The sequence below is a fragment of the Streptomyces sp. NPDC056883 genome (genome assembly GCF_042788835.1).
GTDB lineage: Bacteria > Actinomycetota > Actinomycetes > Streptomycetales > Streptomycetaceae > Streptomyces > Streptomyces stoeckheimensis.
In genome coordinates this window covers 23,772-43,811 of sequence record NZ_JBHUBS010000006.1, presented here as the reverse complement: position 1 = coordinate 43,811, position 20,040 = coordinate 23,772, and the positions used below count along the sequence as shown (strand labels likewise).

The following is a 20,040-nucleotide window of genomic DNA, read 5'->3' as shown; positions in this document are numbered from 1 at the left end:
GTACCCCTCCTCCCCCACACAGCTGACCGTCCCGACCTGCCAGCCCTCCACGTTAGCCCGGAACAACCCCGGTTCTCCCCGTGTCCTGGCCAGGACACGGGGCGACCGGCGTTTCCGGAGGGATCGAGCGGGTGTGGGTACGGGTACGGGTACGGGGTGCACCGGTGGTGGGGTGCGGTCAGTGGATGCGGCGGATGTCCCGGCGGCGCAGGGCGTAGCCGAGACCGACCAGCCCGCCGAGGACGAGCCCGGCGCCGGCGCCGAGTTCCAGGGGATCGAGCCGGGCCACACTGCCGCCGAGGCCTCCTCGGACGCCGAGGGTGGCGCGGCGCGAAGCGCCCGTACCGGTGCCGGCGCTGGTACCCGTACTCGTACCGGCGACCGCGCTCGCGCTCCTGCGGGCCCCGACGGTGGAGCTGGTCGTGGGCTTGCCGGTGCCGCCGGCGATCGTCAGGTCGGCCGAGCCGGTCTCGCCGGCGCAGGTGAAGGAGACGGAGTACTGGGCTCCGCGCCGCGCGTCCCGGTCCACGGTGACCCGTGCGGTCTTGCCCCGGTCGATGCTCACGGTGTCGAAGACGCCGGAGGAGACGGTGGCGAAGGCGGCGTTGCAGCCGGTGACGGACAGCACCACCTGACCGCCGGGGGCGACCGTCGAGGGGGTGATGGCGAAACCGAAGGAGGTGATGGGCGCGGCCTCGGCCGCGCGCGCGGCGGGAGCGGCCGCCGCGCCGACTATCAGGAGGGCGCCCGCCGCGGCGGCGCCCAACAGGGCTGTGGGGGAGGTGGGTATCGCGCCCATGGTTGATTCTCCGGATCCCCGAGGAGCAGCCGCGGAACGGTTTCCGCACGTGGGGGGTCGTGCGCCTCGATGTCCGCCACGCTAGGTCCGGGCGCGGTGACCCGCGATCAGGAACGGGCGAATGGGGCATGGCGCTAGGCCGAACCGGGGACGGGAGGCCCGCCCCCGGTTTGGTGGGTCGATGGGTTGCCGGGTTGCTGGCCTGCCGGGCCCGGCAGGGGCGACGCGGTGTCAGCCGCCCAGGCCCAGATGCGGGAACTGGGAGAGGAACGGCTCGGCGGTGGCGGCGATGCCCCGGCCGAAGGGGGCGTCGAAGTCCCAGATGAGGAACAGCAGGAACGCGATCAGCGCACTGAACAGTCCGGCCAGCAGCAGTTCCCGGAACGAGCGCCTGATCTGCAGGGTGAAGATCAGCCCCACCGTCACCAGGGCTCCGGCGATCAGGCCGAACCAGACCACCCCGGGCATGGTGGCCCCGGCGCTCTGGCCGCGCGCGTTGCGCGCGTCGTCGACCACGGCGACCTGGTCCACGAGCGGCTGGTAGGCCTGGCCCTCGTGGTCGGTCTGCGGTTCGTAGTCCGTCACGTCGCGGCGGATGCGTTCCAGCAGCTCCCCGCTGCGGTCCGACAGCTCGCCGTTCTCGGCCATCTCCTTCCATTCGGTGTCGACGACGTAGGTCACGTAGGCGTCGACGTCGGACCTGATCTTCTTGCGCACGTCCGCCGGGTAGACCTCGGAGCGGACGCTGATCTCGTGCAGGGCCTGCGATTCCTGGCGCACGTATTCCTGGGCGGCCCCGCGGCCCTCCCAGACGCCGGCGATCGCCAGGCCCAGCACGATCGCGTAGATCACGCCGATCATCATCGTCATGTACTCGATGACGTCCGGGGTCTCGCTGGGATCGTCGTCCTCACCGATCCGGCGCTGATTGAAGAAGGCGATGGACAGCACCACGGCACACGCCGCGGCCATCGCGAGGGACAGGACGAGCCATTCCGACAAGATGACTCCCAATCGATTACGGGGTGGAATGCGGCGGCTCTAGCGCGGGCGCAGCGCGACGATCGCGAGCACCGCGGGGGCCGCGGTCATCAAGGTGAAGGTCACCGGCGAGATGTGGCGCTCCACCGGCTTGCGTGCCGCAGCGTGGTAAGCGGGGCGCGCGACCGGCTTCTTGGGCGCGGCCGCCGGGATCGCCCGGGGCACCGCCGGGGGTGCGGGGGGCTCGGCGGCGGGTTTCGGGACCGGCTTCGGGGCCGGCTTGGGCGCCGGGGGAGCGGGGGCCGGGCGCGCGGGGGGCGGGGCCGGCGCGGGGGGTTTCGGTACCGGCTTCGGAGCGGGCGGAGGCGGGGGCGGGGGAGGCGTCGGGGTGGGCGTGGGCTTCGGTGGGGGCGGTGGCGGGGGCGGGGGCTTCGGGGTGGGCTTGGGCGGGCACGGCGGGGGAGGCGGCGGGGGGCAGGGCGGGTGGCCGTGGTGGCCGCCGGGTCCGTGACCGTGGCCGTGCCCGCCGTGGCCGTGGCCTTGACCGGGGCCGCCGTGGTTGCCCGGGCCGCCTTGGTTCCCGCGCTCACCCCGTCCGCCCCGGTTGCCGTGGTCGCCTTGGCGGCCCTGGTCGCCGTGACGTCCGCCACCTCGGGTGCCCCCGGTCGCGCCGCGCAGGGCGGACACGGCCGGCCTGACGGCGCTCGCCCCGTCGCCGGCGTCGATCGTCGCGTATGCGCTGCTATCGGCCATGGCCGGTGTCGCGGACAGGGCCGCCCACAGGAGGACCGGGACTGCCAGCAGGCGCCTGGAAGAGGCTCTTTTCACCCGGGGATCATGGGGTCGCGCGCGCTCGCGCGCGGGGAGGTTGACCTTGGTTCGCCTGAACGGGTGAGGCTTTGGCTATGGAGGTTTGAGCCAGATTCGCGTGGTGACCGACCGCTCACCGACCTTTTCCCAAAAGGTATTTGTCGGTTTCGATCATTCTCCGGGTCTCGGCCGTTCGGCCTTTGACGTGTGACGAAGAACGGATCGCCAATTTCCGCTTTCGCTCGCTCCGTTGGGCAATGATCAGTACATTCGGCTCGGACAGGAGTCCGATCCGTCCGGACCACTGCAGGACCAAGGCTTGGAGACCCCGATGGAGCGCCCCGCCTGGGCCCCGCCAGGCATCGACATATCGGTGCCGAGCGTGTCCCGCATCTACGATTACTACCTGGGCGGCTCCCACAATTTCGAGGTCGACAGGCAGGCGGCCCGTCGGGCCATGGAATTCATGCCGGGCCTGCCCAAGATCATGCAGGCGAACCGGGCATTCATGCGCCGCGCCGTCCGGTACGCGGTCGCCGAGGGCGTGACGCAGTTCCTCGACATCGGCTCCGGCATCCCCACCTTCGGCAATGTCCACGAGATCGCCCAGGCCGCAAGCCCCGAGGCGCGCGTGGTCTACGTCGACCACGACCCGGTGGCCGTCGCCCACAGCCAGGCCGTCCTGGCCGGCACCGAGCGGACCGGGGTCGTCGCCGCCGACCTGCGCAAGCCCCAGGACATCCTGACCGCCCCCGAGGTCGCGCAGGGGCTCGACCTGAGCCGCCCGGTCGCCCTGATGCTGGTCGCCGTCCTGCACTTCCTGGAGGACGCGGACGAGCCCTACGACGCCGTCGCCCAGCTGTGCGACGCCCTGGCCCCCGGCAGCCTGCTGATCCTCACGCACGCCTCGTACGAGGGGATCCCGCTCTCGGAGGAGGTCGCGAGCGGAACCGTCGGCGTCTACCGCGAGATCCGCAACCCGCTCGTCATGCGGGACGCGGAGCAGATCGGGCGCTTCTTCGACGGCTTCGGCCTGATCGAGCCCGGACTGGTCTCCATGCCCGACTGGCGGCCCGACACGAGCGGCGGGCCGGAGGGCGGTGCCGTGGACGAAGACCCCTATGCCTTCTCGGGCTTCGCAGGAGTGGGACGCAAGGCGTGAGACTGCCGACGCAGACGGCGGACGACCCGGCCGCGCCGCAGGGTGGTCTGGAGGACCGGATCGGGCGGTTCGCGACCATCTGGGGACGGGCGATCTTCCCGGTCACCGCGACCTCGCTCACCCGCGGCGAGTTCGAACGCCACCTCGTACCCCTCACCCGCACCCTCGTCGAGGCCCTGCGCGCCCGCCCCTTCGACTCCTCCGTCGGCCAGCGGGTCGGCGAGGAGCTCGTCGCGGTCCACTGCACGGACCCGGAGGCCCTGGCCGGCACGCTCGGCGTCGTCGAGTCCTACCTGGTCCTGTACTGCGGCCCCGACGCCGAGAGCGTCGAGGGGACCGAGCAGTACCGGTCCCGCTGCGCCCGGCTCCAGCACGGCATCGCGGCCGGATTCGCCCGTGCACTGCGCGAGCGCACGCTCAAGGAGCAGGAGGCCATCGCGCGTTCCGCGCTGACCGCCCGCACCGACGCCCAGCAGGCACTGCACGCCAGCGAGGAGCGCTTCCGGGCGGTCTTCGAGGGCGCGGCCGTCGGGATCGGCATCGCCGATCTGGAGGGCAACGTCCTGGAGATCAACGACGCGCTGCTCCAGATGTTCGGAGGCATGGACGGGCACGTCCGCGGCCGCAACGTCAGCGAATGGAGCCACCCCGACGACACCCCGCACGTCTGGCGGATGTACGGGGAGCTCGTACGCGGCGAACGCGAGAGCTACCGCGTCGAGAAGCCCTACTACCGGCACGACGGCACCGTGCTGTGGACCAACCTGACGGTCTCGCTGCTGCGCGACGCCGAGGGCGTGCCGCAGTACCAGCTGGCCCTGATGGAGGACACCACCGAGCGCCGGCTGCTGAACCTGCGCCTGCGCTACGAGGCCACCCACGACGCCCTCACCGGCCTGCCCAACCGGACGCTCTTCTTCGAGCGTCTGGAGAAGGCCCTGAGCGGCTCCGGCGGTTCGCGCTTCGGCCTGTGCTACCTCGATCTCGACGGCTTCAAGGCGGTCAACGACAGCCTCGGCCACTCCGCCGGCGACCGGCTGCTGGTGGAGGTCGCCGACCGCCTGCAGAGCTGCGCCACGGGCCCGGGCGAGGTCGTCGCGCGGCTCGGCGGTGACGAGTTCGTGGCGCTGACCACCGGGCCCGACACCGAGGAGAAGGCCACCGAACTCGCCGTCCGGATCCTCTCCGCCCTCTCCGTCCCCATCCGGCTGGAGGGCCGCGAGCTGACGGTCCGGGGCAGCATCGGCATCGTCGAGGGCCCGGCCCGCGAGCGCACCCCCGCGGAGGTGCTGCGCAGCGCCGACATCACGATGTACCGGGCCAAGGCGGCGGGCGGCAACCGGTTCGAGTTCGCCGACGCCGCTGCCGACGCACGGGCCATCACCCGGCACGGACTGACCAACGCCCTCCCGGCGGCGCTGGAACGCGGCGAGTTCTTCATCGAGTACCAGCCGCTGGTCCACATGCACGACGGCAGCGTGCACGGCGCCGAGGCGCTCGTGCGCTGGTCGCACCCGCAGCACGGGGTGCTCGGGCCGGACCGGTTCATTCCGCTCGCCGAACGCACCGGGCTGATCGTGCCGCTCGGCCGCTGGGTCCTGGAGGAGTCCGTCCGCCAGGCCCGTGCCTGGCAGCACCAGAAGGGCGGCGCCACCCTGCGGATCAACGTCAACCTGTCGCCGACCCAGTTGCACCATCCCGGCCTGGTCGCCGACACGATCCGCGTCCTGGAGTCCTCGGGCCTGACTCCGGGCACGTTGTGCCTGGAGGTCACCGAGTCGGCCCTGATCGGCGCCGACGACGAACTCCTCGAGCCACTGCGCCGGCTCGCCGCCCTGGGCGTGGACATCGCCCTCGACGACTTCGGCACCGGCTACTCGAACCTGGCCAACTTGCGCCGCCTGCCCGTCAGCGTCCTGAAGCTGGACCGCTCCTTCACCAAGGGCATGCAGCAGCACCCGGCCAACCCGGTCGACGTCAAGATCGTGGAGGGCATAGTCGCCCTGGCCCACAGTCTCGAACTCGCCGTCACCGTCGAGGGCGTGGAGACCGGCGCACAGGCCGCCCAGCTCCGAGCCCTCGGCTGCGACACGGCCCAGGGCTGGTACTACGCCCGCCCGGGTGCCGCCGACCGCATCCACACCCTGTCCCTGTCGGACGCGGTGCCCACCCTCTGAGCGCCGCCCGGACCGCCCCGGCTCACTCCAGGCCCGCTTCCGTGCCCCGGCCCGGCTCGCGGACGGCCGCCACCACCCGCTCGTAGCGCCGGGCCGTGTCGGCCAGCACCTGGGCGGCCACCGGCAGCCGCTCCGCCTGGTACCCGTCGAGCGCTTCCTCCCCGGCCGCCCCGGAGAGGACGGAGGCCAGCGTCCGGCCGAGGGCGGCGGCATCCTGGATGCCGGTGTTCATGCCCAGCCCGCCGGCTATGGGGTGGACGTGCGCGGCGTCCCCGGCGAGGAAGGTCCGGCCCTCGCGTATCCGGGTGGCCATGCGGACGTTGACCCGCCAGGAGGAGAGCCAGGTGGGCTCCGCGAGCCGTATCCCCGGCATCCGGGCGTGCCGGTCGAAGAGCCGCTGGAAGCTCTCCAGCGAAGGCGGCAACGCCTCGCCCCGCTCGTCCGTCTCCGGAGCGGCCTGCAGTTGGAAGGTGTCCGTCCCCGGCATCGGGCAGAGCAGGATCCCGCCCCCGTCCGACGTGAACCACTGGTGCCAGAACGCGCGGCTGAGCCCCGGCGCCCGGACGTCCCCGAGCACCATCGCCGGCTCCTTCTCCCCGCTTCCCTCGAAGGGGATGCCCAGGAGTCCGCGGGTGGTGCTGTGCCCGCCGTCGCACCCCGCCAGATAGCCGGCCCGGATCACGGTGCCGTCCTCCAGCAGCGCGCGGACGCCGTCCGCGTCCTGGGTGATTCCGGCGAGCCGGGACCCGTACGCGACGCGCACGCCCAGCTCGCCCAGCCGGTCGCGCAGGCTCTCCTCCACCTGCCACTGCCCGATGAGCAGGCCTCCCTCCACGGAGGTGTCCTTGACGGGCTCCCCGTCGAAGTACTTGCGCAGCACCACGCCCTCGCGCCCCTTGCCCCTTACGGAGTCGGCTACGCCGAGCTCCTCGAAGAACGCGAGGCTGTCCGGCTGGAGGCCCTTGCCCCGGGACTCGCGGTGCGGCGCCGGGCGGCCTTCGATGACCCGCACCGCGATGCCGCGGCGGGCCAGGTCGCAGGCGAGCGTGAGGCCGGTCGGGCCGGAGCCCACGATCAGCACGTCGGCTCGATCCACACCATCTGCTGCGCCCACTGCATCCCTCAGGTCCATTGCGTCGGTCATGAGACGTCCCCTCGTCGTCGGTGTTTCAAGGAAAGCGGCTCTCGCGAGAAAATGCAACCCGGTCACAAAACTAACTGGGTCACTCATTCGTGTTAGGCTGGACGCATGGAGAACTCGAAGGGTCTGCGCGAGAACAAGAAGCTCCGTACCCGCCAACAGCTGGCGGCCACGGCGCTGGAACTCTTCCTGGAACGGGGCTTCGACGCCGTCTCGGTGGCCGATGTCGCAGCCGCCGCCGAGGTCTCCAAACCCACGCTGTTCCGCTACTTCCCGAGCAAGGAGGACCTGGTCCTCGACCGCTTCGCCGACCATCAGGACGAGGCTGCGCGCATCGTGCGCGACCGGGCCGCGGGGCAGACCCCGGTGGCGGCCGTGCGCGCGCACTTCCTGGCGGCGCTCGCCGAGCGCGACCCGATCACCGGGCTCTGCGACCACCCGAACGTGCTCGCCTTCGAGGGGCTGCTCTACAGCACGGCCAGCCTGGAGTCGCGGCTGGCCCACTACACCGCCCGCGAGGTGGAGTTGCTCGCCGCCGTACTCGAAGCCGAAGCGGTCGACCCGCTCACGGCCCGTCTGGCGGCCGGATACCTGGTGGCGGCCAGGCAGGAACTCGGCCGGGAGAACTGGCGCCGCATCGACGCCGGCCAGAGCGCCGCCGAGGCCCATCCCGCGGCCGTGGCCGACGCGGAGCGCGCCTTCGCCCTCCTGTCCGGCGGCCTCGACCGGGCACTGCCCGCCCGCCGGTCCTGACGCCATGGCCCGAACGAACCGGAAGGTGAACGGGACCTCGTGCGGCGGGCTTGGCGACCTCCCGTCCGACGTGGCTCCGGAGGAGGCGCAGCGGGCTGCCGCCGAGATGGTGCAGGGGCTCGCCCGGGACTTCCACGGGCGCGAGGTCGTGGTGGTCTGGGACCCACCGTCGGAGCCGGGTTCGTGGACGGCCACGGTCGTGCCCGCAGCGGCCGAACCCGAACCCGAACCCGAATCCGAACCCGCACCCGGTCCCTAGCCCGAACCTGAACCCGGTCAGATCGTGACGAGGCCCTTGGCGGTGGCGAACTCGACCGTGACCAGCCCAGGTTCCTCGTCCTCGACCCAGGTGACGTCGATCTGGTCGAGGGGGTGGTCGGCCGGTTCGCCGAGGAATTCGGCGATGGAGGCGGCGTCGCCGGCGATGGAGACCCCGTGGATGGTGGAGGAGGTGCGCGGGCCGGCGCTGGGGCGCTCCTCGACGGGGCTCAGCCACTGGAGGAAGTAGGGCAGCTGCGGGTCCTCCATCAGTTCCCGCACGCCGATCTGCTTCCACCTCAGGTCGAACCCGTCGGGGCGCACACGGTGGCCCTCGTCCGAGGTGCGACCGAGGCGGGCCTCGACCGGGGAGATGTCGTCGACGGAGACCACCCAACCGAGCCAGCCGCCGCCCTCGGCGGCGCGGCGCGCGACCGCCTGGCCGAAGGGTGCGCGGTCGGCGGCGGGGTGGTCGAGCGTGGTGACGACCTCGACGTAGGTGCCGCCGCTCAGCGGGAGGATGAAATTGCGGGTGCCGAATCGCGGGTGCACGCCACCGTCGACGAACCCGGCGCCCAGAGCCGATCCGATCCACTGGACGGTCGAGACGAAGCTGTCGCGGGCCACCGCATAGGAAACGTGATCAAGTCGCACGGCGTCATCATGGCCCGACATCCCGTACAAATCCCGACGCCACGCCCGAGGCCAAGCCCGCAGCCCCGGCGGCGTCCCCGAGGGGCTTCAGCCCAGCAGGATCCGCTTCAGTTCCCGGGCCGCGCGCGGGGGTGCCACGTCCGTGCGGTGGGCCAGGGCGATCGTGCGGCGCAGGGGGGAGCCCGCCAGGGGGGTGGCGCGCAGGCCGGAGCCCGCGTGGTCGACGACCATCGCCGGGACCACCGCGATGCCGAGCCCCGCGCGGACGAAGCCCAGTACGGCGTCCATCTCCCCGCCCTCCACCGTGAACACCGGCTCGAAGCCCTCCGCCCGGCAGGCCGCCACCGTCAGGTCCCGCAGGTCGTAGCCGTGCCGGAACATGACCATCGGCTCGTCGCGCAGCGCGGACACCGTGAGCGAACCGCCGCCCGCCGGAGGCGGCAGGGCCGCGGAGGAGACCACCACCAGGTCCTCCGTCAGCAGCTCCACCGTGGTCAGCGCCGGCGCCGAGGGGGGCAGTGGCAGGGCGATCAGCGCGAGGTCCAGGGAGCCGCGCGCGAGCTCCCGTACGAGGTCCAGCGAACCGCTCTCCTCGATCAGCAGCTCGATCCCCGGATGGGCGGTGTGGAAGGCGCGGAGCACGCCGGGGAGGAGTCCCGTGCACACGCTCGGGGTGGCCCCCAGCCGGATCCGGCCGCGCCGCAGCTGCGCCAGCTCCTGCACCTCCAGCCGCGCCGTGTCCGCGTCCGCGAGGATCCGCCGGGCCAGTGGCAGCAGGGTCTCGCCGGCGTCGGTGAGCGTGATGTTCCCGCGGGCCCGGCTGAAGAGCTCGGCGCCCAGCTCCCGTTCGAGCGCCTTGATCTGCTGCGACAGGGAGGGCTGGGCCACGTGTTCGCGCTCGGCCGCGCGCGTGAAGTGCCGGGTCTCGGCGACGGCGACGAAGTAGACCAGCTGCTGGAACTGCATGACCCCAGACTAGGGCCCTGCATAGGTTGATCCTATTGACTTGAGCTCTTTCATGTCTTGGACCTTTCGGGACCTTCGTCCTTACGGTCAATGTCATGGCTCTGGCAACACGGACGGATCGACGGCCGTCCACCACGCGCACGCTCTGGGACTCCACCGTCGGCAAGAAGTCCGTGATGGCCGTCTCCGGCTTGATCATGCTCGGCTACCTCGTCGTGCACATGCTCGGCAACCTCAAGATCTTCTTCGGGGCGGAGGAGTTCAACGGCTACGCCCACTGGCTCCGCACCCTCGGCTCGCCCTTCCTGCACCACGAGTGGGCCCTGTGGATCGTCCGCGTGGCCCTGCTCGCGTCCGTCGTCGCGCACGGAGTCTGCGCGTACCAGCTCAGCCGCCGCGACATCAAGGCGCGCCCGGTGAAGTACGCCCACAAGCGCCGCCGCGCGAGCTACGCCACCCGCACCATGCGCTGGGGCGGCATCATCCTCGCCCTCTTCATCGTCTGGCACCTGCTCGACCTCACCACGCTCACCGTGAACGAGCGGGCCTGGGCCGGGCATCCGTACGAGAACGTCCTCGCCACCTTCTCCACCTGGTACGGCAACACCGTCTACCTCGTGGCGATGGCCGCCCTGGGGCTGCACGTCCGGCACGGCTTCTGGAGCGCCGCCCAGACCCTGGGCGCGGGCAACGCCCGGCGGGACAGGACGCTGAAGTTCCTCGCCAACGCCCTCGCCCTCGTCCTCTTCGCGGGCTTCGTGTCCGTGCCCGTCGCCGTCATGACCGGAGTGGTGAGCTGACATGAGCAACGAATACGCGCAGTACACCACCGGTGACCCGATCGCCGACGCCAAGGCCCCCGAAGGCCCCATCGCCGAGCGCTGGGACCGCCGCCGCTTCGAGGCCAAGCTGGTCAACCCGGCCAACCGGCGCGGGCACACCGTCATCGTCGTCGGCACCGGCCTGGCCGGCGGCGCCGCCGGCGCCACCCTCGCCGAACAGGGCTACCACGTCGTCCAGTTCTGCTTCTCCGACTCCCCGCGCCGCGCCCATTCGATCGCCGCCCAGGGCGGCATCAACGCGGCCAAGAACTACCGGAACGACGGAGACTCCGTCCACCGGCTGTTCTACGACACCGTCAAGGGCGGCGACTTCCGCGCCCGCGAGTCCAACGTCCACCGCCTCGCCCAGATCTCCGTCGAGATCATCGACCAGTGCGTGGCCCAGGGCGTCCCCTTCGCCCGCGAGTACGGCGGCCTCCTCGACACCCGCTCCTTCGGCGGCGTCCAGGTCTCCCGCACCTTCTACGCCCGCGGCCAGACCGGCCAGCAGCTCCTGCTCGGCGCCTACCAGGCGCTCTCGCGGCAGATCGCCGCCGGCAACGTCGAGATGCACGCCCGCACCGAGATGCTCGACCTGATCACCGTCGACGGCGTGGCCCGCGGCATCGTCGCCCGGGACCTGGTCACCGGCAAGATCGACACCCACTACGCGGACGCCGTCGTCCTCGCGAGCGGCGGCTACGGCAACGTCTTCTACCTCTCCACCAACGCCATGAACTCCAACGCGACGGCCGTCTGGCGGGCCCACCGGCGCGGCGCGTACTTCGCGAACCCCTGCTTCACCCAGATCCACCCCACCTGCATCCCGCGCACCGGCGACCACCAGTCCAAGCTCACCCTGATGAGCGAGTCCCTGCGCAACGACGGCCGCATCTGGGTCCCCAAGGCCAAGGGCGACACCCGCCCCGCCGCCGACATCCCGGAAGCCGAGCGCGACTACTACCTGGAGCGGATCTACCCCTCCTTCGGCAACCTCGTGCCCCGCGACATCGCCTCCCGCGCCGCCAAGAACGTCTGCGACGAGGGCCGCGGCGTCGGCCCCGGCGGCCAGGGCGTCTACCTCGACTTCGCCGACGCCATCCGCCGCATGGGCAAGGAGAAGGTCGCCGAGAAGTACGGCAACCTCTTCGACATGTACGAGCGGATCACCGCGGAGAACCCGTACGAGGTCCCCATGCGGATCTATCCCGCCGTGCACTACACGATGGGCGGACTGTGGGTCGACTACGACCTCCAGACCACCGTCCCCGGCCTGTTCGCGATCGGCGAGGCCAACTTCTCCGACCACGGCGCCAACCGCCTCGGCGCCTCCGCCCTCATGCAGGGCCTCGGCGACGGCTACTTCGTGCTGCCCTCCACCATCAACGACTACCTGGCCCGCCATCCGCACCGGGACACGGTCGACGACACCCACCCCGAGGCCGCGGCCGCCGTCCGCGAGACCCGCGACTGCCTCGCCAAGCTGCTCGCCGTCGACGGGGACCGCACGCCCGACTCCTTCCACCGGGAGATCGGCGAACTGATGTGGGAGTACTGCGGGATGGCCCGGACCGAGGAGGGCCTGCGCAAGGCCCTCGCCCGGATCCCCGAGATCCGCGAGGAGTTCTGGAGGCGGATCAAGGTGCCGGGCAGCGGCGAGGAGTTCAACCAGTCGCTGGAGAAGGCCAACCGCATCGTCGACTACCTGGAGCTCGCCGAGCTGATGTGCCTCGACGCCCTCCACCGCGCCGAATCCTGCGGCGGCCACTTCCGCGAGGAGTCCCAGACCCCGGACGGCGAAGCCGCCCGCCGCGACGAGGAGTTCGGGTACGCGGCCGCCTGGCAGTACACCGGGACCGGCGCCGCGCCCGTCCTGCACAAGGAAGACCTCGTCTTCGAGTACGTCCACCCCACCCAGCGGAGCTACGCATGAAGCTCACCCTGCGCGTCTGGCGCCAGAAGAACGCCGACGCCCCCGGCGCGATGGCCTCGTACGAGGTCGACGGCATCTCGGAGGGCATGTCCTTCCTCGAAATGCTCGACACCCTCAACGAGGACCTCATCCTGAGCGGAGAGGACCCGGTCGCCTTCGACCACGACTGCCGCGAGGGCATCTGCGGCGCGTGCAGCCTCGTCATCAACGGCGATGCCCACGGGCCGGAGCGCACCACGACCTGCCAGCTCCACATGCGCTCCTTCGACGACGGCGACACCATCGACGTCGAACCCTGGCGCGCCTCGGCCTTCCCCGTCGTGAAGGACCTCGTCGTCGACCGCGGGGCCCTCGACCGGGTCATCCAGGCCGGCGGCTACATCACCGCCCCGACCGGCTCCGCCCCCGAGGCGCACGCCACGGCCGTTCCCAAGCCCGACGCCGACTACGCCTTCGAGCACGCCGAGTGCATCGGCTGCGGGGCGTGCGTGGCGGCCTGCCCCAACGGCTCCGCGATGCTCTTCACCTCGGCCAAGGTCAACCACCTGAACGTGCTCCCGCAGGGTTCGCCGGAGCGCGAGACCCGGGTCCTGGACATGGTCGCCACGATGGACGCCGAGGGCTTCGGAGGGTGCACCCTGACCGGCGAGTGCGCCACCGCCTGCCCCAAGGGGATCCCGCTTCCGTCGATCGCCGCCATGAACAAGGAGTGGCTGAGGGCGGTGCGCCGAGGCCCCCGCTGACCTGTGGATTTCATAAGAATGAGGTCTCGGGGGAAAGATCCTGTTCATCTTTCGGACACCGACCCGTAAGGTGAGTTTCGGCCACCGGGGGCCGCCGGGCACGGTGGGGCCGATTTCTGCGTCCACGAGCCCTGAGGTGATCATGAGCGGCATCCGTCGGCATTTGAGCTGGATGCCGTTCCAGCCCCGGACCGCCTTGCCGTCGCAGCCGAGAGGGTCGCAGCGCGGCCGGTCCCGGACCCCGGCGCAGGCGCGGGAGGTCCGGCGGGCCGTCCGCGAACGGGAGATCCTGGCGCAGGCGGCCGAATCCGGGAGCATCGTCGAACACGGGGGCCGGCTGGCCGTCGTACGCGACGACCTGCTCCCCGCCGAACTCGCCGAGATGAACCTCCGGGAGGTCGCCGAGGTGCTGGAAGCGGCCTCGATGCCCTACGGCCTGGTCCCCGACGGGGAACTGGTCCACCGGGTGGCGCTCGCCCCCGGCACCCGTGCCGACGTACTCGCCGCCTGCGCGAAGGGCTTCGCCGGCCGGCCCGTCTACGCCGACCTCCTCGGCCACCGCACCGCGCTCGGCACCGTCCTCGCCGAGGAGCTGCCCGAGGCGGTCGCCGCGGCGGAGGCCGAGACGCCCGGCGCCGTCGTCGCGGGGATCCGGCTCTACATCCCCGTGGTCACCTCGGGATACACCCTCCACATGGCTGCCGATCAGGGCTGTGACCTGGAGTTCTGGAAGCCGGCCAACGGCCCCGGCGGGGTCGCCTCGCTCCGGGAGACCCCCTTCGGCTGGTGGGTTCCCTCCATGGAGGCCACGGCCCACCGGCGCATCGGCGACCGCGACTACCCGGTGGTGACGGCCCTCGACCGCCGCTTCCCCGAGGACATCGACTTCCCCATCGACGCCGTGATCACCTGGGTGGACGGCTCGGACCCCCAGTGGCGCCGCCGCCGGGACCGGGCCGAGGCGGCCGCCGCAGGCATCGCGAACGGCGAGGGCGTCGCGAACGGCGAGGCGGGCGAGGCCCACAGCCCCGCCGACACCGCTGCCGGTGCGGATGCCGCCGAGGTCGAGGCCGACGCCGCCGACAGCGGCGACCACCGCTTCCGGGACCGCGGCGAGCTGCGCTCCTGTCTGCGCTCCATCGCGGCCTACGCGCCCTGGATCCGCCGGGTCTTCCTCGTCACCGACGACCAGGTCCCCGACTGGCTGCCCCTGGAGCACCCCGGGCTCACCGTGGTCCACCACCGGGAGCTGTTCGCCGACCCCGGCGCCCTGCCCGTCTTCAACTCGCACGCCATCGAGACCCAGCTGCACCGCATCCCGGGCCTCGCCGAGCACTACCTCTACTTCAACGACGACATCTTCCTCGGCCGCCCCCAGCGCCCGCAGAACTACTTCCTGCCGTCCGGTCTGCCGAAGGTCTTCCACGACACCCGGGCCGTCCCGCCCAGCTCGCCGGACAGCCACGACGACGTCTACACCACCTCGCAGCGGGCGACCCGCCGCACGGTGGAAGCGCTCGCCGGCCGCACGTACCCGCGCATCCTCGCGCACGCCCCGTACGCGCAGAGCCGCTCCCTCTACGCCCGGCTGGAAGAGGCACTGCCCGGCGGGCTCGACGCGACCAGCCGGTCCGTCTTCCGCAGTGCCACGGACCTCGCCCCCGTCACCCTCGCCCTGCACCTGGCACTCGCCCAGGGGCGCGCGGTCGAAGGCGACCTGGCCACCGCGTACGTGTCCACCGCCGGGACCAAGGAGCTCCAGCGGCTGGGCGGCCTCCTGCGCGATCGGGGCACCGACGCCTTCTGCCTCGCGGACGACTCGGGCACCGAGGTGTCCCCCGACGTGCAGCACCGCGAGCTCAAGGCCTTCCTGGAGGCCTACTTCCCCGTCGCCTCGCCGTACGAGGCTCCGGGCCGGGCCGCCGCGAAGGGCCGTACCGCCGGGCCCGGCCACGGCCCGTCCGCGCACGGCCACGACGGGTCCGCCGATCGGATGATCGGAGCGGCTCCCGTCGCGCCGTGACCGGCCGCCCTCCCGGGCGTGGGTGACAGTGGGCGCATGTCTCCAGGCCGTCCCACCCCCGCCGGATCCGGCCCGCGCCGCCGTAGCGTGCTGGCCGCCGCCCTCGCCCCGCTGGCGGTGGCCGGATGTGCCGGGGAGGAACGGGCTCCGACGCCGGGCCCCGGCCCCGAGGCCGTCAAGGACGCGCTGGTCATGGTCATCCGGCACGCCGAGAAGCCGTACGCCGGGGACACCGGCGAGGACGACGAGGGCAACGAAAACCCCGGCTTCCTCGCCGTCCGGGGTCGGCGCCGCGCGCAGGAGCTGCCCGCGCTCTTCCCGCCGACCCGGGGCGCCCGCCTGCCCCGGCCGGGGGCCGTCTTCGCGGCCGGCGGCAAGGAGGGGGCGCCCGCGCGGTGCCGCCAGACCGTCGAGACGCTCGCCACCGCACTGGGTACGCCCGTCCGCGCGGAGTTCGCCGTCGGAGCCGAGCCCGCCCTGGCCAGGGCGGTGCTGGCGGCGCGGACGCCCGTCCTGGTCTGCTGGGAGCACCAGGGGATGCCCCGCCTGATCCGGGGCCTCGGAGCGCAGGACGTGCTGGGGCTGCCGGCCGCCTGGCCCGACCGCTACGACCTGGTGTGGACCTTCACCCGCAGACAGGGCGTCTGGACCTTCCGCGAGCTTCCACAGCACCTGCTCCAGGGCGACGCGTAGGCCGTCTCTTTCGGACCTTGTCGGTCGAGCCCGCGGTGCCAGACGCCGCGGGCCCGGCAAGGTCCGAAAGAGACGGCCTAGGCGGCGGACGGCCGCGCCGGGACACCGCGAGGACCGCGCGGTACGGGCGTACGCTGAGAAGTGGACTCGGGGCCAGTGGCGCGCCGGGAGGTCGACGATCATGACTGGAATCGTGCGAAGGGGCTTCGATTCCGCAGACGAGACCCGTCGGTTCGAGGACGGCAAGGGCAGGCTCGACCTGCTCAACACCGACCACGGGCCGATCGGCCGGGCCGTGTTCGAGCCCGGATGGCAGTGGTCGCAGCACATCAAGCCCATTGCGGGGACCGACAGTTGTGAAGCCGCCCATGTGGCCTACATCATCAGCGGCCGGATGAAGATCGTCATGGACGGTGGCGACAGCGTCGAGGCGCAGCCCGGAGACTTCATCCAGATCGACCCCGGCCACGACGCCTGGGTGCTCGGCGACGAGCAGTGCGTGGTCATCGACTGGCAGGGCTACGGGGACTTCGCCAAGCCCCAGGACGCGTGACCGCCTGCCCCACTCGTGACCGCCTGCCCCACTCGTGACCGCCTGCCCGGCTACCGGCCCGCAGCGAGGGCCCGCGCCAGATAGGCCGCCGTACGGCTGCCCGTGGCGCGGGCCACTTCGGCAGGGGTGCCCGCGGCCACCACCCGGCCGCCGTCCGCGCCGCCGCCCGGCCCCAGATCGATGACCCAGTCGGCGCCCGCCACCACCGCCATGTCGTGCTCCACGACCACCACCGAATGCCCGGCGTCGACCAGGCCGTGCAACTGCCGCAGCAGCACCGTGACATCGGCCGGATGGAGCCCCGTCGTCGGCTCGTCCAGCAGGTACAGGGTGTGGTCGCGGCGCACGCGCTGGAGCTCACTCGCCAGTTTGATGCGCTGTGCCTCGCCGCCCGACAGCTCCGTGGCGGGCTGGCCGAGCCGCAGGTACCCCAGGCCGATGTCCGACAGCGCGCCGAGGGTGCGGGCCGCCGCAGGGACCCCGGCGAAGAAGGAGGCCGCCGACTCCACGGTCAGGGCGAGCACCTCCGCGATGTTCAACCCCGAGTAACGGACCTCCAGCGTCTCGGAGTTGTACCGGGCTCCCGCGCACTCCGGGCACGGGGCGTAGGTGCTGGGCAGGAACAGCAGCTCCACCGAGACGAAGCCCTCGCCCTGGCAGGACTCGCACCGCCCGCCCGGCACGTTGAAGGAGAAGCGGCCCGCCTTCCACCCCCGCGCCTTCGATTCCGGCGCCGCCGTGAAGAGCCGGCGCACCACGTCGAAGAGTCCCGTGTACGTGGCCAGGTTGGAGCGCGGGGTCCGGCCGATCGGCTTCTGGTCCACCTCCACCAGCCGCCGTACCGGGAACTGCGGCTCCGCCAGCCGCTCGTGGACCTCCCGCGCGAGGACCTGGCCCACCAGCGTGGACTTCCCCGACCCGGACACCCCGGTCACCGCCGTGAACACCCCGAGCGGGAACTCCGCCGCCACGTCACGCAAGTTGTGCCGGTCGACACCGCTGAGCCGGACGGACCCGGTCGGCTTCCGCTCGGCCCCCGAGCGCCACTCGTCCGGCCGCCGGACCCCGAACAGGTACGGGGCCGTCGCCGAGTCCGCCACCGCCGCCAGGGCCTCCGGGGGACCGCTGTGCAGCACCCTTCCGCCGTGCTCCCCGGCGAGCGGGCCGACGTCCACCAGCCAGTCCGCGTGCCGCACCACGGCCAGGTCGTGCTCCACCACGAACACCGTGTTCCCGGCCTCCTTGAGCCGGTCCAGGACGCCGAGCAGCGCCTCCGTGTCGGCCGGGTGCAGCCCCGCCGACGGCTCGTCCAGTACGTACACCACCCCGAAGAGACCCGAACGCAACTGCGTAGCCAGCCGCAGCCGTTGCAGCTCTCCCGCCGACAGGGTCGGCGCGGCGCGGTCCAGGCTCAGGTAGCCCAGACCCAGCTCGGTGACCGGGCCGATCCGGGAGCGCAGGTCCTCGGTGAGCACCCGGGACGCTTCGCCGCCGCCGCGCGCGGTGGCCAGTACCCCGTCCAGCTCCGTCAGCGCCAGCGCCGACGTCTCCGCGATGGTGCGGCCGGCGAAGGTCACGGCCAGGGCCTCCGGGCGCAGCCGCCTGCCCTCGCACACCGGACACGGCGCATCGGTCAGGAACTTCTCGGCCCGGGCCCGCAGGGTGAGGCTCTTGCTGTCGGAGAAGGTCTTCATCACGTACCGGTGGGCGCTCATGTACGTGCCCTGGTACGGGCGTTGGATCCGGTCGGCCTCCCGCACCGGATGCACCGTCACCACCGGCTGCTCCTCGGTGAACAGGATCCACTCGCGGTCCGCCGCCGCAAGCTCCCGCCAGGGCGCGTCCACGTCGTGGCCGAGGGCCTCCAGGATGTCGCGCAGGTTCTTGCCCTGCCAGGCGCCGGGCCAGGCGGCGATGGCACCCTGACGGATCGACAGTCCGGCGTCGGGCACCAGCAGTTCCTCGTTGGTGCGGTGCACGCGGCCGAGTCCGTGACAGGAAGGGCAGGCCCCGGCCGCGGTGTTGGGGGAGAAGGAGTCGGAATCCAGGCGCTCGGCGCCGGGCGGGTAGGAGCCCGCCCGCGAGTACAGCATCCGCAGCGAATTGGACAGCGTGGTCACTGTCCCGACCGAGGACCGGGACCCGGGGGAGGAGCGCCGCTGCTCCAGCGAGACGGCCGGCGGGAGCCCGGTGACGGAGTCGACCTTCGGCGCGCCGATCTGGTGGATCAGCCGGCGGGCGTACGGGGCCACGGACTCGAAGTACCGGCGCTGGGCCTCGGCGAAGAGCGTGCCGAAGGCCAGCGAGCTCTTCCCGGAGCCGGAGACCCCGGTGAACACGGTCAGTGCGTCACGCGGAATGTCCACGTCGACCCCGCGCAGATTGTGCTCCCGGGCGCCGCGGACGCGGACGTAGGGATCGTGGGCGTGCGGGGTGGCGGGCTGGTGCATTCGTCCTAGTTTAGTGTCCGGGGTCGGCGGACTGCCCGACGGGGTCCGCGGGCCCGTCCGTATGTCCGTCCGTGTGCCCGTCCACGGTCTCCGTGAGGCCGGTGAGGCGGGCGAGCCGCTCGAAGGAGTCCACCAGGGCCGTCCGGTCGTACGTGGACGTGGTGACCAGCAGCTCGTCCGCCCCGGTCAGCTCCGCGACCGCGGACAGCTCCGCCGCGACCTGCTCCTCCGTGCCGTGGATGTGTCCGGCGAGGGCGCCCTCGTACAGCTCCCGCTCCTTGGGGCTCATGGGGAGGGCCTCGATCTCCTCGGCCGGCCGCAGCGGCGGGAAGCTGCCGCGGGTCCGCGAGTACGCGACGGCCCAGGCCTCGGGCACCAGGATCCGCCGGGCGGCCTCGGCGGTGGCGGCCACCGCGACCGTCCCCGAGGCCACGACGTACGGCCGTGCGCCCCAGGGGGAGGGGCGGAACTCCTCGCGGTACGCCGTGATGATCTCCGCGACCCGGGCCCGGGTCCGCAGGTCACCCACGACCAGGGGCAGCCCGGCGCGGGCCGCGATGCCCGCCCCCTCGCCGGTGGCCAGTACGTACGCCGGGATCCGCATCCCCTCCGCCGGGCGGGCGTGCACGTCGGGGTGGGCCCGCTGGGAGCCGTCGAGCCAGCCCAGCAGCTCCGCGAGCTGCTCCTCGAACCGGTCGGCGTCGGCGGTGTCCCGCCCCAGCGCGCGGCGGATCCCGCCGGTGAAGCCGACCGAGCGGCCGAGGCCCATGTCGATCCGGCCGGGGAACAGCGACTCCAGGACCCCGAACTGCTCGGCGACCACCAGGGGCTGGTGGTTGGGCAGCATCACGCCGCCGGTGCCGACGCGGATCCGGGAGGTCGCCCCGGCCACGGCGGCGGCCAGCACCGTGGGCGCGGATCCGGCGACCCCGGGCACGCTGTGGTGCTCGGAGACCAGGAACCGGTGGTACCCGAGCCGCTCGGCGGTGCGCGCGAGCTCCACGGTGTCGCGCAGGGCCTGGGCGGCGGGGTGGCCCTCGCGGGTGCGGGACCGGTCGAGTATCGAGAGTGTGCGGATCACACTGGGGTCAACGCGTGGAGGGCGTCAGGATTCCCGGGCGGC

At 72.4% G+C, this 20,040-nt stretch carries 18 protein-coding genes; 10 read left to right on the top strand and 8 right to left on the bottom strand.

Annotated elements, in window-relative coordinates:
* Positions 1-178: 178 nt before the first annotated feature.
* The 3 genes from ACFRU2_RS17090 to ACFRU2_RS17080 form a co-directional block, all read right to left on the bottom strand.
* Positions 179-799, bottom strand: coding sequence for a hypothetical protein (locus ACFRU2_RS17090; protein WP_382972655.1), 621 nt, complete (start codon positions 797-799; stop codon positions 179-181).
* Between the two features lie 231 nt (positions 800-1,030).
* On the bottom strand, positions 1,031-1,801 hold the full coding sequence (locus tag ACFRU2_RS17085) for a hypothetical protein (RefSeq protein WP_382972653.1): 771 nt from the start codon (positions 1,799-1,801) through the stop codon (positions 1,031-1,033).
* A gap of 39 nt (positions 1,802-1,840) precedes the next feature.
* On the bottom strand, positions 1,841-2,005 hold the full coding sequence (locus ACFRU2_RS17080; protein ID WP_382972652.1) for a hypothetical protein: 165 nt from the start codon (positions 2,003-2,005) through the stop codon (positions 1,841-1,843).
* 916 nt (positions 2,006-2,921) lie between these two features.
* Between ACFRU2_RS17080 and ACFRU2_RS17075 the strand changes: the two genes are divergently transcribed.
* The gene (locus tag ACFRU2_RS17075; protein WP_382972650.1) at positions 2,922-3,752 is read left to right on the top strand and encodes an SAM-dependent methyltransferase; all 831 of its coding nucleotides are present in this window, start codon (positions 2,922-2,924) and stop codon (positions 3,750-3,752) included.
* Entirely contained in the window at positions 3,749-5,929 is a 2,181-nt protein-coding gene (locus tag ACFRU2_RS17070) for a putative bifunctional diguanylate cyclase/phosphodiesterase (RefSeq protein ID WP_382972648.1), read from the top strand. Before ACFRU2_RS17075 ends, ACFRU2_RS17070 begins: the two co-directional genes overlap by 4 nt.
* A gap of 22 nt (positions 5,930-5,951) precedes the next feature.
* On the opposite strand, the gene ACFRU2_RS17065 is transcribed toward ACFRU2_RS17070, so the two are convergent.
* On the bottom strand, positions 5,952-7,073 hold the full coding sequence (locus ACFRU2_RS17065; protein WP_382972646.1) for an FAD-dependent monooxygenase: 1,122 nt from the start codon (positions 7,071-7,073) through the stop codon (positions 5,952-5,954).
* Positions 7,074-7,178: 105 nt separating this feature from the next.
* Between ACFRU2_RS17065 and ACFRU2_RS17060 the strand changes: the two genes are divergently transcribed.
* Both ACFRU2_RS17060 and ACFRU2_RS17055 read left to right on the top strand, forming a co-directional pair.
* Positions 7,179-7,823, top strand: coding sequence for a TetR/AcrR family transcriptional regulator (locus tag ACFRU2_RS17060; RefSeq protein WP_382972645.1), 645 nt, complete (start codon positions 7,179-7,181; stop codon positions 7,821-7,823).
* A gap of 25 nt (positions 7,824-7,848) precedes the next feature.
* Positions 7,849-8,082 (top strand): hypothetical protein, encoded by a 234-nt coding sequence (locus ACFRU2_RS17055; protein ID WP_382972644.1) that lies wholly within the window; start codon positions 7,849-7,851, stop codon positions 8,080-8,082.
* A 17-nt stretch (positions 8,083-8,099) separates the two neighbouring features.
* Here the strand turns inward: ACFRU2_RS17055 and ACFRU2_RS17050 are convergent, their stop codons facing one another.
* Positions 8,100-8,735, bottom strand: a complete 636-nt coding sequence (locus ACFRU2_RS17050) for a VOC family protein (RefSeq protein ID WP_382972642.1) — start codon at positions 8,733-8,735, stop codon at positions 8,100-8,102.
* An 87-nt stretch (positions 8,736-8,822) separates the two neighbouring features.
* On the bottom strand, positions 8,823-9,701 hold the full coding sequence (locus tag ACFRU2_RS17045) for a LysR family transcriptional regulator (protein WP_274550637.1): 879 nt from the start codon (positions 9,699-9,701) through the stop codon (positions 8,823-8,825).
* A gap of 95 nt (positions 9,702-9,796) precedes the next feature.
* Here ACFRU2_RS17045 and ACFRU2_RS17040 point away from each other — a divergent pair, with 95 nt between their 5' ends.
* From ACFRU2_RS17040 to ACFRU2_RS17015, 6 genes are all read left to right on the top strand, one after another.
* Positions 9,797-10,501 (top strand): succinate dehydrogenase cytochrome b subunit, encoded by a 705-nt coding sequence (locus ACFRU2_RS17040; protein ID WP_382972640.1) that lies wholly within the window; start codon positions 9,797-9,799, stop codon positions 10,499-10,501.
* A 1-nt stretch (position 10,502) separates the two neighbouring features.
* Complete coding sequence (locus tag ACFRU2_RS17035; RefSeq protein WP_382972638.1) at positions 10,503-12,455, top strand: fumarate reductase/succinate dehydrogenase flavoprotein subunit; 1,953 nt, start codon at positions 10,503-10,505, stop codon at positions 12,453-12,455.
* Positions 12,452-13,198 carry a succinate dehydrogenase/fumarate reductase iron-sulfur subunit gene (locus tag ACFRU2_RS17030; protein ID WP_254380746.1) on the top strand — a complete coding sequence of 249 codons (747 nt, stop codon included), beginning with the start codon at positions 12,452-12,454 and terminating at the stop codon, positions 13,196-13,198. Before ACFRU2_RS17035 ends, ACFRU2_RS17030 begins: the two co-directional genes overlap by 4 nt.
* Before the next feature lie 142 nt (positions 13,199-13,340).
* Positions 13,341-15,221, top strand: a complete 1,881-nt coding sequence (locus ACFRU2_RS17025) for a stealth family protein (protein WP_382972636.1) — start codon at positions 13,341-13,343, stop codon at positions 15,219-15,221.
* Between the two features lie 36 nt (positions 15,222-15,257).
* The gene (locus tag ACFRU2_RS17020; protein ID WP_382972634.1) at positions 15,258-15,914 is read left to right on the top strand and encodes a hypothetical protein; all 657 of its coding nucleotides are present in this window, start codon (positions 15,258-15,260) and stop codon (positions 15,912-15,914) included.
* A 181-nt stretch (positions 15,915-16,095) separates the two neighbouring features.
* Positions 16,096-16,467, top strand: coding sequence for a cupin domain-containing protein (locus tag ACFRU2_RS17015; RefSeq protein ID WP_382972633.1), 372 nt, complete (start codon positions 16,096-16,098; stop codon positions 16,465-16,467).
* Positions 16,468-16,517: 50 nt separating this feature from the next.
* On the opposite strand, the gene ACFRU2_RS17010 is transcribed toward ACFRU2_RS17015, so the two are convergent.
* Complete coding sequence (locus ACFRU2_RS17010; RefSeq protein WP_382972631.1) at positions 16,518-18,917, bottom strand: ABC transporter; 2,400 nt, start codon at positions 18,915-18,917, stop codon at positions 16,518-16,520.
* A 10-nt stretch (positions 18,918-18,927) separates the two neighbouring features.
* Positions 18,928-19,998, bottom strand: coding sequence for an LLM class flavin-dependent oxidoreductase (locus ACFRU2_RS17005; protein WP_382972629.1), 1,071 nt, complete (start codon positions 19,996-19,998; stop codon positions 18,928-18,930).
* Between the last annotated feature and the right edge of the window lie 42 nt (positions 19,999-20,040).

Bases quoted from the DNA above. Each gene is read 5' to 3' on its own strand.
- ACFRU2_RS17090 (WP_382972655.1), bottom strand. From the start codon at position 799: ATGGGCGCGATACCCACCTCCCCCACAGCCCTGTTGGGCGCCGCCGCG.
- ACFRU2_RS17075 (WP_382972650.1), top strand. From the start codon at position 2,922: ATGGAGCGCCCCGCCTGGGCCCCGCCAGGCATCGACATATCGGTGCCG.
- ACFRU2_RS17065 (WP_382972646.1), bottom strand. From the start codon at position 7,073: ATGACCGACGCAATGGACCTGAGGGATGCAGTGGGCGCAGCAGATGGT.
- ACFRU2_RS17060 (WP_382972645.1), top strand. From the start codon at position 7,179: ATGGAGAACTCGAAGGGTCTGCGCGAGAACAAGAAGCTCCGTACCCGC.
- ACFRU2_RS17045 (WP_274550637.1), bottom strand. From the start codon at position 9,701: ATGCAGTTCCAGCAGCTGGTCTACTTCGTCGCCGTCGCCGAGACCCGG.
- ACFRU2_RS17040 (WP_382972640.1), top strand. From the start codon at position 9,797: ATGGCTCTGGCAACACGGACGGATCGACGGCCGTCCACCACGCGCACG.
- ACFRU2_RS17035 (WP_382972638.1), top strand. From the start codon at position 10,503: ATGAGCAACGAATACGCGCAGTACACCACCGGTGACCCGATCGCCGAC.
- ACFRU2_RS17030 (WP_254380746.1), top strand. From the start codon at position 12,452: ATGAAGCTCACCCTGCGCGTCTGGCGCCAGAAGAACGCCGACGCCCCC.
- ACFRU2_RS17025 (WP_382972636.1), top strand. From the start codon at position 13,341: ATGAGCGGCATCCGTCGGCATTTGAGCTGGATGCCGTTCCAGCCCCGG.
- ACFRU2_RS17020 (WP_382972634.1), top strand. From the start codon at position 15,258: ATGTCTCCAGGCCGTCCCACCCCCGCCGGATCCGGCCCGCGCCGCCGT.
- ACFRU2_RS17015 (WP_382972633.1), top strand. From the start codon at position 16,096: ATGACTGGAATCGTGCGAAGGGGCTTCGATTCCGCAGACGAGACCCGT.
- ACFRU2_RS17010 (WP_382972631.1), bottom strand. From the start codon at position 18,917: ATGCACCAGCCCGCCACCCCGCACGCCCACGATCCCTACGTCCGCGTC.